The organism is Rathayibacter sp. VKM Ac-2803 (genome assembly GCF_009807175.1).
Taxonomy (GTDB): Bacteria; Actinomycetota; Actinomycetes; order Actinomycetales; family Microbacteriaceae; genus Rathayibacter.
Genome location: NZ_WUCD01000001.1, coordinates 1464800 through 1478228 on the forward strand (window position 1 = coordinate 1464800; position 13429 = coordinate 1478228).

Consider the following 13429-nt stretch of genomic DNA (forward strand, 5'->3'; position numbering starts at 1 on the left):
GAGCGCCGCACACCATCAGCTGAGACTGGTCGTCGCGCACGATGGTGCGCGAGAGGGCGTCTCAGCTGACGTTGTGCGGCGCACCCACCCCGCAGGCGCGACGAAACGGCCGGGACGCTCAGGGCGTCCCGGCCGTCTCACGATCCGGTGATCAGTCGGCGAGGATCAGGTACAGCGCGCGCCTGGTCTCGTCGAGCTTGGTGGAGGCGGCGGCCCGCTGCTCCGGGGTGGCCCCGCGGAACTGGTGCACGGCCGCCATCAGCTTGCCGACGTTCTCCATGAAGGCGCGGTCGGCGTCGCTCGCTCCGGGAGTCGCCTCCCAGGCGGCGGCGAGCTCGTCGGCGTGCTCGCGGACGTAGGTGCCGCCGGCGTCGGTCAGCTGGTACTCGGTGCCGCGGCCCTCGCCGACGGCCGTGATGAGGCCCTCGTCGACGAGCTGCTGGAGCGTGGGGTAGACCGAGCCGGGGCTGGGGCGCCACGAGCCGTTGGTCTTCTCGGCGATGGCCTTGATCAGGCCGTAGCCGTTCGAGGAGGTCTCGGCGAGGAGGGAGAGGAGGGCGGCGCGGACGTCACCGCGGCGGGCGCGTCCGCCACCGCGGCCGAAGCCGGGCCCGCCGAAGCCGGGGCCGAAGCCCGGGCCGCCGCCGAATCCGGGGCCGAAGCCGAAGCCCGGACCGAAGCCGCGTCCGTGGCCGCCGGGGCCGCGGCGCTCGCGCTGGCCGGGGTGGTCGTGTCCGTGCCCTCGGCGGCCGTCACGGCCGGACGAGGCGCGGTCGGAGAAGAAGTCGTGGGAGTTCATGGTTGTTCCGTTTCTGTCGTTGGAGGATCCCTTTCGATCGGATCCGGTCGCCCGTCTCGAGCGAGTGCTCTTCGATCTGTCGGCGATGTAGTAACGATATATCGGTACTGTTCACCGAGTCAAGCGGAAACCGAAGATCGCTACGCTGACCCCGCCACCGACCCGAGAGGCCCGCATGCCCCCGCTCTCCTCCGCCGCGCTCGCCGCCGTCCTCGACGAGACCCTCCTGACCGGCGCCGTCCTCACCGACCGCTCGAGCAACCTCGGCAACCTCCGCCGCCTCGCCGCCCGCGAGCCCGCCCACCTCTACGGGGTCGACGTCGCCGAGCACTGGGACGTCGAGAGCCTCCTCGCGCTGATGGGGGAGCGGGTCGGCATCAGCACCGATCCCGCCTTCGAGCGCGGGCAGGACCGCATCGACGCGGGCCTCGCGGTCACCGCGCTCGACGCCTACCGCCGGCGCCTCGCCGCGGCGGTCCGCGACGGCGGCCTCCTCCTCTTCGCGACCGCCCACCCCGCCACGCTGATGGACGTCTACCGGCGGTTCGCGGCGGCCGCGACGGAGGCGGGCGCCCGCGTCCTCGACGTGAACGCGCTGCCGCTCGCCCGCCCCGACGGCATCCGCATCGCCTCGGCCGACGAGCACCTGCGGCTGTGGTCGACCGGAGGCGTCACCTGCGCCTACCGCGGCGGCAGCCTCGTGCACACCCACGCGCCCGAGCCGATGAACGCGCTCCTCGACGAGCTCGAGTCCCTCGGCCTCCGCCCCGACCTCGTGATCGCCGACCACGGCTGGGCCGGCGCCGCGGGACGACGCGGCCTCGCGACGATCGCGATCGCCGACTGCAACGATCCGGCCGTCTTCGTCGCCGAGGCGCAGGGCTCGATCGAGGTGGTCGTCCCGCTCGACGACGGCCTCGCCGTGCATCTCTACGACCCCGTGATCGACTACGTCCTCGACGCGCTCGCTGTCCACTCCGAGCGTGGGAGCAGTTCGGGCTCGTAGAATCGCACTCGGCTCGTCAGGATCCGCGGATCCGGCGAGCCGTACGCGTTCCCGCGAGCCCGAGGTCCTCCCTCGCCACCCCCCTCCCAGACGGAGCATCCGTGACTCAGCCCCAGGACGGCCTCCTCCCGCGCTTCGCCGTCGGCGTCGACATCGGCGGGACCTCGATCAAGGCCTCCCTGGTCGACGTCACCACCGGCGAGCGCGCCGCCCGCCGCTTCGCCGTGGCCAACCCGGTCGGCCGCGAGCCGGAGGACTTCGCCGCCGCGATCGCCGGCATCGTCCGCGACGTGTCGCCCATCGCGGGCACCCCCGTCGGAGTCGGGTTCCCGGGCATCGTCCGCGGCGGAGTCGTCCGCCAGACCACCCACGTCTCGCAGCGCTGGGTCGGCCTCGACGCCCAGGCGATGCTGTCGGAGGCGACCGGCGTCGACGTGGTCGTCGTCAACGACGCCGACGCGGCCGGGGTCGCCGAGCGCGAGTTCGGCGCCATGCAGGGCCGCGGAGGCCTGTGCGTCTTCACGACCCTCGGCACCGGCATCGGCACCGCGATGGTCTACGAGGGCGTCGTGATCCCCAACTCCGAGCTCGGCCACGTGCACATCGACGGGCCCGACTTCGAGCCGCGCGTCGGCTTCTCGGCCGTGCGCCGCGAGGGCATCACCCTCGAGGAGTGGGCCGGTCGCCTGAGCGTCTACTACCGCCACCTCGAGATGCTGCTCTCGCCCCAGCTCTTCGTGATCGGAGGCGCCGCGGCGCACGTCTTCGACGAGTTCGCCCGGTTCATCGACATCGGCACCGAGATCGTGCCGGCCCGCTTCGGCAACGACGCGGGCTTCACCGGCGCCGCGATGGTCGCCGTCTCGCCCGACCGCCTCGCCCCCTGGCACCGCTCGACCCACGGCGCCCGCCTCGACCCCGGAGCCCCGGCCCCCGCGATCGCCGACTGAGACCCGAGCCGCGGACCCGGCACCGAGGGAACCCCGGACCGTCGACACCGCCTCGACCACCGGGCTCCCTCGACGGTCCGGGGTTGCCTCGCTCAGCCGAGCAGCCGCCGGTACACCGCGTCGAGGCGCGCCGCCGTCGACGCCCACGAGTGCTCGGCGGCCCACTCCACGCCGCCGCGACCCAGTCGGGCGCGCTCGGCGGGATCCGCGAGCAGCCGCCGGATCTCCTCCGCCCAGTCGCCCGGGTCGTCGGAGTCGATCAGCACGCCGCTCCGCCCCTCGCTCACCGCGTCGACGAGGCCTGTGGTCCGTCGTGCGAGCACCGGTGTGCCGCTCGCCGCGGCCTCGAGCGCGATCAGCCCGAAGGTCTCTGCCGCCGACGGCACCAGGGCGAGGCGGGCGCTCCGGAGTCGCAGGGCGGCCCCGTCGCGGTCGGCGACTCCGTCGAAGCGCACCGAGTCGGCCACGCCGAGCGTGCGGGCGGCCTCCTCGACCTGGGCGAGGTAGCCCTCCCGGCCCGGCGCGGGCGCGCCCACGATCCGCAGCACCGGACGCTCGCCGACCGGGATCCGCGCGAGCGCCTGCACCGCGAGCAGCTGCCCCTTGAGCGGCTGCACCCGGCCGACCAGCACGATCTCGGGCTCCCGCTCGAGTGCCCATGGACGGAACCGCGACTCCACTCCCGGAGGCACGATCGTCACCTTCCGCGCGTCGACGCCGTAGCCGCGCACCACGTCGTCGTGCTCGGCCCTCCCCGCGACCACGACGGCATCGGCGGAGGCGAGCACCGACTCCTCCGCGCGGATCCGCTCCTCGGGCTCGCGGGCGTCGCCCGGCACGAGCCGCACGTTCTTCGCGAGCGAGTTCGAGTGCATCGAGTGCACGTGGGGAGACCCGGTCAGCATCCCGGCCAGCCCCGACACCCAGTAGTGCGAGTGCACCACGTCGGCGCCGACGGCTGCGCGGGCGAACTCCCCGGCCGAGGAGGCGAGCGCGTACTTGTCAGCGGCCTCGACCGGCACGCCGACAACCTCGACCCCCGGCGCCATCCGGCGCGTCCCGGAGCCGCGGGTCAGCACCTGCACCTCCCAGCCGAGCGCCGCGAGCTCGGGCAGCACCGCCGCGAGGTACACGTTCATGCCTCCCGCGTCGCCGGTCGACGGCTGCTCGAGCGGGGAGGTGTGCGCCGAGACGACGGACAGGCGAGGCATCCCTCCATCGTAGGAGGGGCACGGATCCTGGCCGTCGGCTCGAACCGCGCCCGGAATCGGGTTGAATGGACGGATGCGTTCCGTTCGGGGCGCGGAGAGCTAGAGGTCCATGGCCCGCCAGAGTCCCCCCGGTGACGTGGTGCCGCCGTCGGACGCGCCCGGGACGACGACCCGCGAGCCGTTCTCCGAGCAGGACATCCGGGCTCTGGTCGGCTCCGCCGCCTTCGAGAAGGGCACCGGCTACGCCGACCAGGGCCGGGTCGGCGAGCTGCAGTGGTTCGGCGGCCGCACCCGGCTCTTCGGGCAGGTCCAGGGCTCCGGTCGCTCGCCGTACGCCGTCAGCGTGCAGCTGCGCGACGAGGGCGACCACTCGATCCTGCTCGGCGGCGCCTGCAGCTGCCCGGTCAAGCACGAGTGCAAGCACGTCGCCGCGGTGCTCGTCGAGGCGCTGCGCCGCGAGCGCGACGGCGGCCTCGCAGGCCCCACCGCCGGCGTCGACGCGGTCCCGGAGTGGCGCAGCGCGCTCGCCCCGCTGCTCGCGGGCGCCGAGCGCACCCACTCCGGCATCCCCCTGGGCCTCCAGTTCGAGCTCCTCCCGGGCGAGCCCGTGCGGCGCCCGCCCGGCCGCTACAACAGCTACCGACCGCCGCCCGAGCCCCGCCCGCGTCTGGGCGTCCGGCCGGTGCGGATGGGCGACCGCGACCGCTGGGTGCGCACCGGCACCAGCTGGCGCGACCTCGGCTTCCTGCACTACAGCCACGACTACGACGAGCGCCAGATCGACATCGTCCGCGAGATGCAGGGCATCCTCTCGGGCCACAGCGCCTCCAGCTACTACTCGCCCGACACGTGGCTCTACCTCGACCAGTGCCGGAGCGAGGCCATCTGGGCAGCGCTGCACGGCGCCGTCCGGGCGGGCATCGGCCTGGTCATGGGCGACCGCGACCAGTCGCCGCTGCGCATCCTCGACACCACGGCGACCGCCTCCATCGACGTCACCCGCACGGCGAACGGCCTCGAGCTGCGCTCGCTGGTCGCGATCGGCGACCACCCGGCGCCCGAGGAGTTCGGCTTCATCGGCGACCCCGCCGTCGGCCTCTACACCTGGGCGGCGGGTGACGAGCTGCGCGCCCGCCCCGTGACCCTCGTCCCCTTCGCGGCGCCGCTGGTCTCCTCCGCCCGCACCTTCCTCTGGAGCCGCGAGGCGATCCGCATCCCCGAGCAGGAGGAGTCGGCGTTCCTCACCGAGCACTACCAGCGGCTGCACCGCCTGTTCGCGATCGTCTCGCGCGACGGCTCGTTCGAGGCGCCGCCCGTGCCCGAGCCGCGACTCGGGCTCACCCTCGAGCACACCGACGGCGCCGGTCTCCGCGGCTCCTGGTGGTGGCGCTACGGCGTCGAGGGCGCCCGCGGAGTCGAGGCCGAGCGCCTCCCGCTGCGGCTCGACGACGAGTCCGGCTACCGCGACGCCGAGGCCGAGCAGCGCATCCTCGACTCGCTCACCGGCGCCGGCATCGATCCGGAGTCGACGCCCGCCCTGGTCTCGCGCTCGAGCCGGCGCCTGCGCCCCTCCTTCGACCTGCGCGGCATGCAGACGGTCGGCTTCCTGACCGGCGAGGTCGAGCGGCTCCGCGAGCTCGGGACCGTCGAGATCGAGGAGATCGGCGAGCGCGTCGAGTACCGCGAGGCCGAGACGGCCCCGGTCGTCGCCGTGCAGACGGTCGCGCAGCCCGACAGCCGCGACTGGTTCAACCTCGAGATCTCGGTCACGGTCAACGACGAGGCCGTCCCGCTCGCCGAGATCTTCCTCGCCCTCGCACGCGGCGACGAGTACATGGTGCTGCCGAGCGGCGTCTACTTCGCGCTCGACGACGAGCGCTTCGGGCGCCTCCGCGAGCTGATCGCCGAGGCGCGCGAGCTCTCGGACGACCAGGGCGAGACCCTGCGCATCAGCCGGTTCCAGTCGTCCCTGTGGGACGAGCTCGTCGAGCTCGGCGTCGTCGAGGCGCAGGCGGCGGCATGGCGTCGCGCGGTCGAGGGGCTCTCCGGATTCACGGCCACGGGGGCGCTCGAGTCGCGTCCGCTGCCCGACGGCTTCTCGGTCGAGCTGCGGCCCTACCAGCAGCTCGGCTACGACTGGCTCTCGTTCCTCTACGACAACCAGCTCGGCGGGGTCCTCGCCGACGACATGGGCCTCGGCAAGACGGTGCAGTCGCTCGCGCTGATCGCCCGGGCGATGCAGGAGCAGCGGGCCGAGATCGGCGACGCCGGCACCTCGCCCCGCCCGTTCCTCGTCGTGGCGCCGACGAGCGTGGTGCCCAACTGGGTCGGCGAGGCCAAGCGCTTCGCGCCGGGGCTCACGGTCGTCGGCATCGACGAGACCTCGAAGAAGAAGCGCCGGGCGCTCTCGAGCGTGATCGGCGAGGCCGAGCTGGTGGTCACCTCCTACGCCCTCTTCCGCCTCGACTACGAGTCGTACGCGGGCATCCGCTGGGCGGGCTTCATGCTCGACGAGGCCCAGTTCGTCAAGAACCGGCAGTCGGCCACGCACCAGCTGGCGCGACGCCTCGACGTGCCGTTCAAGCTGGCCATCACGGGTACGCCGATGGAGAACAACGTGATGGAGCTGTGGTCGCTCCTCTCGATCGTCGCGCCGGGTCTGTTCCCCTCGCCGGTCGGATTCGCCGAGTTCTACCAGAAGCCGATCGAGCGCGACGCCGACTCCGAGAAGCTCAGCCAGCTGCGGCGCCGGATCCGCCCGCTCATGCTGCGGCGCACCAAGGAGCTCGTGGCGACGGAGCTGCCGCCCAAGCAGGAGCAGACCCTCCAGGTCGAGCTCGGCACGCGCCAGCGGAAGGTCTACGACACCTATCTCGCCCGCGAGCGGCAGCGGGTGCTCGGCCTCATCGGCGACTTCGAGAAGAACCGCTTCGCCATCTTCCGCGCCCTCACGGTGCTGCGGCAGGTCGCGCTCGACGCCGCCCTCGTCGACGAGGCGCACGCGACCGTCCCGTCGACCAAGCTCGACCTGCTCGACGAGCTCCTCGCCGACGCGCTCGCCGAGGGGCACCGGGTCCTGGTGTTCAGCCAGTTCACCCGCTTCCTCGGCCGAGTGCGCGGGCGTCTCGACGCGGCGGGCGTCGAGTACGCCTACCTCGACGGAGCGACCAAGAAGCGCGACGAGGTGATCGAGCGCTTCCGATCGGGCGACGCCGGCGTGTTCCTGATCTCGCTCAAGGCGGGCGGCTTCGGCCTCAACCTCACCGAGGCCGACTACTGCATCCTGCTCGACCCGTGGTGGAACCCGGCGACGGAGTCGCAGGCCGTCGACCGCGCGCACCGCATCGGGCAGACGCGGTCGGTCATGGTCTACCGCCTCGTCGCGAAGGACACGATCGAGGAGAAGGTGATGGCCCTCAAGGAGGCGAAGGCCGCGCTCTTCGCGGCGGTCATGTCCGACGACGGCGCGGCGGCCGCCGGAGGCATCACCGCGGAGGACGTCCGCGAGCTGCTGGGCTGACCGCGAGCGGGGGCGGCGCTCAGCAGCCCTGCTCGACGAGCACCTTCGCGAAGGCGCCGGTCTGGTACGCGTACTCGTAGGCCCAGTCGCCGAGCGTGAACGGCTCGCCCGAGGACTCCATCAGCACCGTGCCGCCCCAGCAGCGCTCCATCAGGATCCGCGCCCGCGTGATGTGGGGCGTCTGGGTGATCACGAGCACGGTGTCCCAGCCGTTCGCGTCCGCGTAGTCGCGGAGGGCCCGCGCCTCGCCCTGGGTCGTTCCCGGCTCGGCGGTGAAGCAGATCACCGTCATGTCCGGCTCGTCGCAGGCGACCACGTCGCTCTCGTCGGGCGCCGCCGCCAGCTCCGAAGCCCAGACCGAGATGAGGAGCGTGTCGGCCACGCCCTCCTCGACCAGCTCGCGACCGAGGTCGGTGCGGGCCCGCGTGGGCGGACCGAGCACGAGCACCGCGTCGGCGCGAGCGGGAACCGCGTCGGTCGCCGGGAAGACGTAGACGGGGACCCCGACGGCCACCAGCACGACGATGGCGATCAGCGCGACGACCGCGATGCGGCGCGCCGAGCGCAGTGCTCCGCGCATGCGGCCTCCGATCCCCGGCCGTCACGGTACCGCAGACGGGTGACAGCGAGATGACGCCCGGCTGCGCGGAGGCCGTCACCGCAGGCCGCTCTGCCCGCCGGCCCCTCTACCCGCCGGCTCCAGCCTGCTGGTCGAGTAGCCGCCGCAGGCGGCGTATCGAGACCCACCAGCGTCAGCAGATCCTCCGTCAGCCCAGCAGCCCCCGCACGCCCGCCTCGACGTCCGCCCCCAGCCGCCCCGCCCGCCGCGCGAGCCGCACCGCCACCGACCGGTGCGGCTGCAGCAGCCGCCGCGCGGCCGTGCAGGGCAGCGCGAACGCCCCGGTCACGCCCGCGTCGATGCGCTCGAGCCCGCCGTCGTCGCGCCCGTGCACGAGCTCGCGCCCCTCGCGCGCGAGCGGCTCCGGCAGCGTCGCCTCGCCGAGCGGCAGGCGCAGCACGCCGAGCAGCGTCGCCGCCACGATCCGGCCCGCGAGCGGTCGGCCGATCGCACCGGCGGCGAGCTCGCCGAAGAAGTCCGCCTGCCGCTCCAGGATCGCGATCGCCGCCTCCGCCACCCGCTCCATCTCGGGGTGCAGCGACAGCCGCGCGAGCCGTCGGTAGGCGTGGATCGCCACGTGGGTGTCGACGGCGAGCGCAAGCGCCAGGGGCCCCGCGAGCAGACCCGCCACCCGATCGCGCAGCCCCCGCCGGATCGCGGCCTGCTCGGGCGGGCGCGTGTCCACTCCGCGGATCTGCGGCGACGCGGCGAGCACCTCGCCCAGCGCGTCGGCGATGCGGTGGCGCTCCGCCGCCCAGGTGGGCGCGAACGCCCGCACCCGGCAGTCGGGGTGCACGCGCGCGATCGGCAGCACTCGCGCGATCACCGCGTGCTCGACCGCGCGCAGGTAGGCGGTCGCGACGATCGCCTCCCGGTCGAGCGGAGTGTCCTCGAACTCCCGCAGCGAGAACCGGTCGTGGAGGCTCCCGTGCGCGCTCCGCGTGTAGCTCTCGACGTCGAACGGTTCTGCGATGCCCATGCTGTCCGCCCTTCGCCTCGACCGTACCGCTCATCCTGCGCCCCGTGGCGGCGAGACCCGGATCCGCCCTGGCACACTGGGCAGAGAGCGCCGCTCGGGCGCCGGAACGGGACGGCATGGCGAACCGCGGCTCGGCGATCGGCGCGGTGGTGTTCGCCGCCGTCTGCTTCGGCACCACGGGCACGGCGCAGTCCCTGGGCGCGGCCGGCGTCGATCCGCTCCTGCTCGGTGCCGCGCGGATCGTGCTCGGCGGCGCGCTCCTCGCCGCCCTCCTCGGCCTCGAGGCGGCTCGCGGGCCCCGTCGCACCCCGCGGCGACCCCGGGCGTCGACGATCCTCCTCGTCCTCCTCGGGGCCGTCGGCGTCGCCGCCTACCAGCCGGCCTTCTTCACCGGCACGGCCGAGAACGGCGTCGCGGTCGGCACCATCGTCGCGCTCGGCTCGGCGCCGGCCTTCACGGGCCTGCTCGAGTGGCTGGTGCTGCGCACCGTGCCGGCCGGCCGCTGGTTCGCCTCCACCGCCCTGGCCGCCGTCGGCGTCGTGCTGCTCGCGGGCCTTCTCACGGGCGGTGCGGGCGGAGGCGTCTCGCTGCTGGGTCTCGCCGGCTCCGCCGGCGCGGGCGCCTCCTACGCGCTCTACGCGGTCTGCGGCAAGCTGCTTCTCGAGCGCGGGTTCACCCCGGCGGCGGCGATGGGTGCGCAGTTCGGAGTCGCGGCCGTGCTCGCCCTGCCTATCCTCCTCGGCGGCGCCCCGCAGCAGCTCTCCGGCTCCCTCCCCGCCGTGCTCTGGCTCGGCGTGGTCACCGTCGCCCTCGCCTACACCTTCTTCGCCCGGGGCCTCGCAGTGCTCCCCGCCGCGACCGTCTCGACGCTGACGCTCGTCGAGCCCGCGACCGCGACCCTCCTGGGCGTCGCCGTGCTCGGCGAGCGGTTGACCGCGGAGGCGATCGCCGGCGTCGCCGTCCTCGTCGCCGCAGTCCTCCTCCTCGCTCTGCCCGCGAAGCGCACCGATCGGGAGGCGGCGCCGAGCCTCGCGGAGTAGCCTCGCTCGTGCCGCGGCGCCCTGGCGCCTCACCGATCGACGACGAGGGGCGGAGCACATGACCAACCCCTGGCTGGCCCTTCCCGGGAGCGGTCGTCGGCGCCCGCTCGTCGAGGCCTCCTGGGAGCGCGCGCGGGGGCGCCGCCTCGATCCGGAGCGACTGACCGCCCCGCTGACCTTCACGAGCTCCGACCTGCGCGAGTACCGGATGGGCCACCCGCTCGCCTCGGTCCTCCCGGTCATCCGGCGCCTCCTGGTGCGCGACGCCGACGAGGACAGCGGCGTGCTCGTCGCGGTCGGCGACGCGCTCGGCCGCCTGCTCTGGATCGACGGCGACCAGCGGCTCAAGGGTCTCGCGGAGGGCATGTCGTTCGTCGAGGGTGCGGCCTGGGCCGAGCCCGATGTCGGAACCTCCGCCCCCGGAACCGCGCTGGTGCTCGATCACGGCGTGCAGATCCACGGGGCCGAGCACTTCGCCTCCCTCGTCCATCCGTGGAGCTGCACCGCCGTCCCGATCCACGACCCCGAGACGCACGTGATCCTCGGAGTCATCGACATCACCGGGGGAGCGGAGGTCGTCGCGCCGCAGACGCTGCCCCTGATGGAGGCGACCGCGGCGGCCGTCGAGAGCGAGCTGCTCATCCAGAGACTGCGCCGCCCTCCGAGAGCGCGCCGGCCTCGACCCACCGCGGCGCGGGCGCCGAGCCTCCGCGTGCTGGGGCGCGAGACCGGACTCGTCACCGCCGACTCCGTCGCGCTCGAGCTGAGTGCGCGCCACGCCGAGATCCTGACCCTGCTCGCCTGGCACCGCGCCGGGCTCTCGGCCGAGCAGCTCGCGCTGCAGCTGCACGGCCGGGAGGAGGCGGTCGTGACGGTCCGTGCCGAGATGGTGCGCCTGCGCAAGGTCCTCGAGCGGGCGCTGCCGCGCCTCGCGCCGCTGTCACGCCCCTACCGGCTGGGCAGCCCGGTCGACCTCGACGCGAGGCAGGTGCTCGGGCTGCTCGACCGCGGCTCGCACCGGCTCGCACTCGACGCCTACGCCGGCCCGCCGCTGCCCGGCTCCGAGGCGCCCGGGATCCGCGCGATCGCCGAGGAGCTGCGCGCCCGGGTGCGCGAGAGCGTCCTGACCAGCGCCGCCGTCGAGACGCTGCTCGCCTACGCGAACGGCCCCGACGGCAGCGAGGACGCCGAGGTCTGGATCGAGCTGCTGCACATCCTGCCCCGGCGATCGCCGCGACGACCCGGAGTGGTGGCCCACCTCGAGGCGCTCGAGCGCGGCTGAGCCCGCGCAACGCTCTGCAACCTCCCTCGACGTAGCGTCGGAGCGGGCGCATCACCCCGCGTCCGCCGACAACGACGTCGATGGAGGTCCACATGACGCTGTACGCCGATCCGGTCGCCGAGCAGGCACCGAAGGAACCGGAGTCCACGGTCTACGCCAACCCGGGCGCGGAGGGATCCGTCGCCTCCTACCGCTCGCGCTACGACCACTTCATCGGAGGCGAGCACGTCGCCCCCGCCAGTGGCCAGTACTTCGAGAACATCACCCCGATCACCGGCAAGCCGTTCTGCGAGATCGCGCGCGGCACGGCCGCCGACGTCGACCGCGCAGTCGAGGCCGGCTGGAAGGCGTTCGCGAGCTGGGGCAAAAGCAGCCCGGCCGAGCGATCGAACATGCTGCTGAAGATCGCCGACCGGATGGAGGCGAACCTCGAGCTCCTCGCGGTCGCCGAGACCTGGGAGAACGGCAAGCCGGTGCGCGAGACCCTCGCCGCCGACATCCCGCTCGCGATCGACCACTTCCGCTACTTCGCCGGAGCGATCCGCGCGCAGGAGGGAGGCGTCTCCGAGATCGACCACGACACCATCGCCTACCACTTCCACGAGCCGCTGGGCGTGGTCGGCCAGATCATCCCCTGGAACTTCCCGATCCTGATGGCGGTGTGGAAGCTCGCCCCCGCCCTCGCGGCCGGCAACTGCGTCGTGCTCAAGCCGGCCGAGCAGACGCCCGCGTCGATCCACGTGCTCCTCGATCTGATCGCCGATCTGATCCCGGCGGGCGTGCTCAACGTCGTGAACGGCTTCGGCATCGAGGCCGGTGCGCCCCTCGCGTCGCACCCGCGCATCCGCAAGATCGCCTTCACCGGAGAGACGACCACCGGCCGCCTGATCATGCAGTACGCGAGCGAGAACCTCATCCCGGTGACGCTGGAGCTCGGGGGTAAGAGCCCCAACGTCTTCTTCGCCGACGTGGCCGCCGAACGCGACTCCTTCTACGACAAGGCGCTCGAGGGCTTCTCGTTCTTCGCCCTCAACCAGGGCGAGGTCTGCACCTGCCCGTCCCGCGCGCTCGTGCAGAAGTCGATCTACGACGACTTCGTCGGCGACGGCCTCGAGAGGGTCCGCCGCATCAAGCAGGGCAACCCGCTCGACACGGCCACGATGATCGGCGCCCAGGCGTCGAACGATCAGCTCGAGAAGATCCTGTCCTACATGGACATCGGCAAGCAGGAGGGCGCGAAGCTGCTCATCGGTGGCGACCGGGCCGACCTCGGCGGCGAGCTCAGCGGCGGCTACTACGTCAATCCGACGGTCTTCGAGGGGCGCAACTCCATGCGCATCTTCCAGGAGGAGATCTTCGGACCCGTGCTCGCCCTGACATCCTTCGACGACTTCGACGACGCCATCGGTATCGCCAACGACACGCTCTACGGCCTCGGCGCCGGCGTCTGGAGCCGCAACGGCGCCCAGCTCTACCGCGCCGGCCGCGCCATCGAAGCGGGCCGCGTCTGGTCGAACACGTATCACCAGTACCCCGCGCACGCGGCCTTCGGCGGCTACAAGCAGTCGGGCATCGGACGCGAGAACCACAAGGTGATGCTCGACCACTACCAGCAGACGAAGAACCTGCTGGTGTCCTACGCGGAAGGGCCGATGGGCTTCTTCTGAGTTGGTCTGCAACGGCTCCTCGTTCCTCGTCGCCGTCGCCGCAGTCGGCTTCTCGAGGTGGTTGCGGTGGGAGGAGCGGGGAGCCTCCGCGCCTAGGCGGATTCGCTGGAACGCGAATCCGCCGTTCGGCGCTCCCACCTTGCGCGGTGCCTGCGGCACCTCGGCACCTCCCGGTCGGGGCGGAAGCATGCTGGTCGAGCCCGAAGCCCTGTAGGGGCGTGTCGAGCTCGAGCGATGACGGAGGAATCCGCGCTGGCGGCCACCCATGCTGGTCGAGTAGCCCCGCAGGGGCGTATCGAGACCCACCAGCGTCAGCAGTCGGGAATTCCGCACCCGGGCCGCCCGGACGCGATACG

General features: G+C 73.2%; 10 protein-coding genes. 6 read left to right on the top strand and 4 right to left on the bottom strand.

Annotated elements, in window-relative coordinates; all coding sequences use genetic code 11:
• Window positions 1-151: 151 nt before the first annotated feature.
• Complete coding sequence (locus tag GRS96_RS06835) at window positions 152-799, bottom strand: PadR family transcriptional regulator (RefSeq protein ID WP_159854506.1); 648 nt, start codon at window positions 797-799, stop codon at window positions 152-154.
• A 175-nt stretch (window positions 800-974) separates the two neighbouring features.
• Here GRS96_RS06835 and GRS96_RS06840 point away from each other — a divergent pair, with 175 nt between their 5' ends.
• Together GRS96_RS06840 and GRS96_RS06845 are read left to right on the top strand one after the other, a co-directional pair.
• A complete protein-coding gene (locus tag GRS96_RS06840) occupies window positions 975-1805 on the top strand; it encodes a phosphatase (RefSeq protein WP_159854504.1) in 831 nt (276 codons plus the stop codon).
• A gap of 101 nt (window positions 1806-1906) precedes the next feature.
• A complete protein-coding gene (locus GRS96_RS06845) occupies window positions 1907-2755 on the top strand; it encodes an ROK family protein (protein ID WP_235021852.1) in 849 nt (282 codons plus the stop codon).
• A 92-nt stretch (window positions 2756-2847) separates the two neighbouring features.
• Here the strand turns inward: GRS96_RS06845 and GRS96_RS06850 are convergent, their stop codons facing one another.
• The gene (locus GRS96_RS06850) at window positions 2848-3966 is read right to left on the bottom strand and encodes a glycosyltransferase (protein ID WP_159988099.1); all 1119 of its coding nucleotides are present in this window, start codon (window positions 3964-3966) and stop codon (window positions 2848-2850) included.
• Between the two features lie 109 nt (window positions 3967-4075).
• Here GRS96_RS06850 and GRS96_RS06855 point away from each other — a divergent pair, with 109 nt between their 5' ends.
• Window positions 4076-7486 carry a DEAD/DEAH box helicase gene (locus GRS96_RS06855; protein WP_159854500.1) on the top strand — a complete coding sequence of 1137 codons (3411 nt, stop codon included), beginning with the start codon at window positions 4076-4078 and terminating at the stop codon, window positions 7484-7486.
• Between the two features lie 19 nt (window positions 7487-7505).
• Here the strand turns inward: GRS96_RS06855 and GRS96_RS06860 are convergent, their stop codons facing one another.
• Window positions 7506-8066: an ElyC/SanA/YdcF family protein gene (locus GRS96_RS06860; protein WP_159854498.1), complete on the bottom strand. Its 561-nt coding sequence runs from the start codon at window positions 8064-8066 to the stop codon at window positions 7506-7508.
• Window positions 8067-8253: 187 nt separating this feature from the next.
• Window positions 8254-9084, bottom strand: a complete 831-nt coding sequence (locus GRS96_RS06865) for a hypothetical protein (RefSeq protein ID WP_159988100.1) — start codon at window positions 9082-9084, stop codon at window positions 8254-8256.
• A gap of 116 nt (window positions 9085-9200) precedes the next feature.
• Between GRS96_RS06865 and GRS96_RS06870 the strand changes: the two genes are divergently transcribed.
• The 3 genes from GRS96_RS06870 to exaC all read left to right on the top strand — a co-directional run bounded on the left by GRS96_RS06870 (window position 9201) and on the right by exaC (window position 13073).
• A complete protein-coding gene (locus GRS96_RS06870) occupies window positions 9201-10124 on the top strand; it encodes a DMT family transporter (protein ID WP_159988101.1) in 924 nt (307 codons plus the stop codon).
• A gap of 58 nt (window positions 10125-10182) precedes the next feature.
• The gene (locus tag GRS96_RS06875) at window positions 10183-11406 is read left to right on the top strand and encodes a transcriptional regulator (RefSeq protein ID WP_236553574.1); all 1224 of its coding nucleotides are present in this window, start codon (window positions 10183-10185) and stop codon (window positions 11404-11406) included.
• A 92-nt stretch (window positions 11407-11498) separates the two neighbouring features.
• Window positions 11499-13073 carry an acetaldehyde dehydrogenase ExaC gene (gene exaC, locus GRS96_RS06880; RefSeq protein ID WP_159854492.1) on the top strand — a complete coding sequence of 525 codons (1575 nt, stop codon included), beginning with the start codon at window positions 11499-11501 and terminating at the stop codon, window positions 13071-13073.
• Window positions 13074-13429: the final 356 nt, after the last annotated feature.

Bases quoted from the DNA above. Each gene is read 5' to 3' on its own strand.
- GRS96_RS06835 (WP_159854506.1), bottom strand. From the start codon at position 799: ATGAACTCCCACGACTTCTTCTCCGACCGCGCCTCGTCCGGCCGTGAC.
- GRS96_RS06840 (WP_159854504.1), top strand. From the start codon at position 975: ATGCCCCCGCTCTCCTCCGCCGCGCTCGCCGCCGTCCTCGACGAGACC.
- GRS96_RS06850 (WP_159988099.1), bottom strand. From the start codon at position 3,966: ATGCCTCGCCTGTCCGTCGTCTCGGCGCACACCTCCCCGCTCGAGCAG.
- GRS96_RS06855 (WP_159854500.1), top strand. From the start codon at position 4,076: ATGGCCCGCCAGAGTCCCCCCGGTGACGTGGTGCCGCCGTCGGACGCG.
- GRS96_RS06860 (WP_159854498.1), bottom strand. From the start codon at position 8,066: ATGCGCGGAGCACTGCGCTCGGCGCGCCGCATCGCGGTCGTCGCGCTG.
- GRS96_RS06865 (WP_159988100.1), bottom strand. From the start codon at position 9,084: ATGGGCATCGCAGAACCGTTCGACGTCGAGAGCTACACGCGGAGCGCG.
- GRS96_RS06870 (WP_159988101.1), top strand. From the start codon at position 9,201: ATGGCGAACCGCGGCTCGGCGATCGGCGCGGTGGTGTTCGCCGCCGTC.
- GRS96_RS06875 (WP_236553574.1), top strand. From the start codon at position 10,183: ATGACCAACCCCTGGCTGGCCCTTCCCGGGAGCGGTCGTCGGCGCCCG.
- exaC (WP_159854492.1), top strand. From the start codon at position 11,499: ATGACGCTGTACGCCGATCCGGTCGCCGAGCAGGCACCGAAGGAACCG.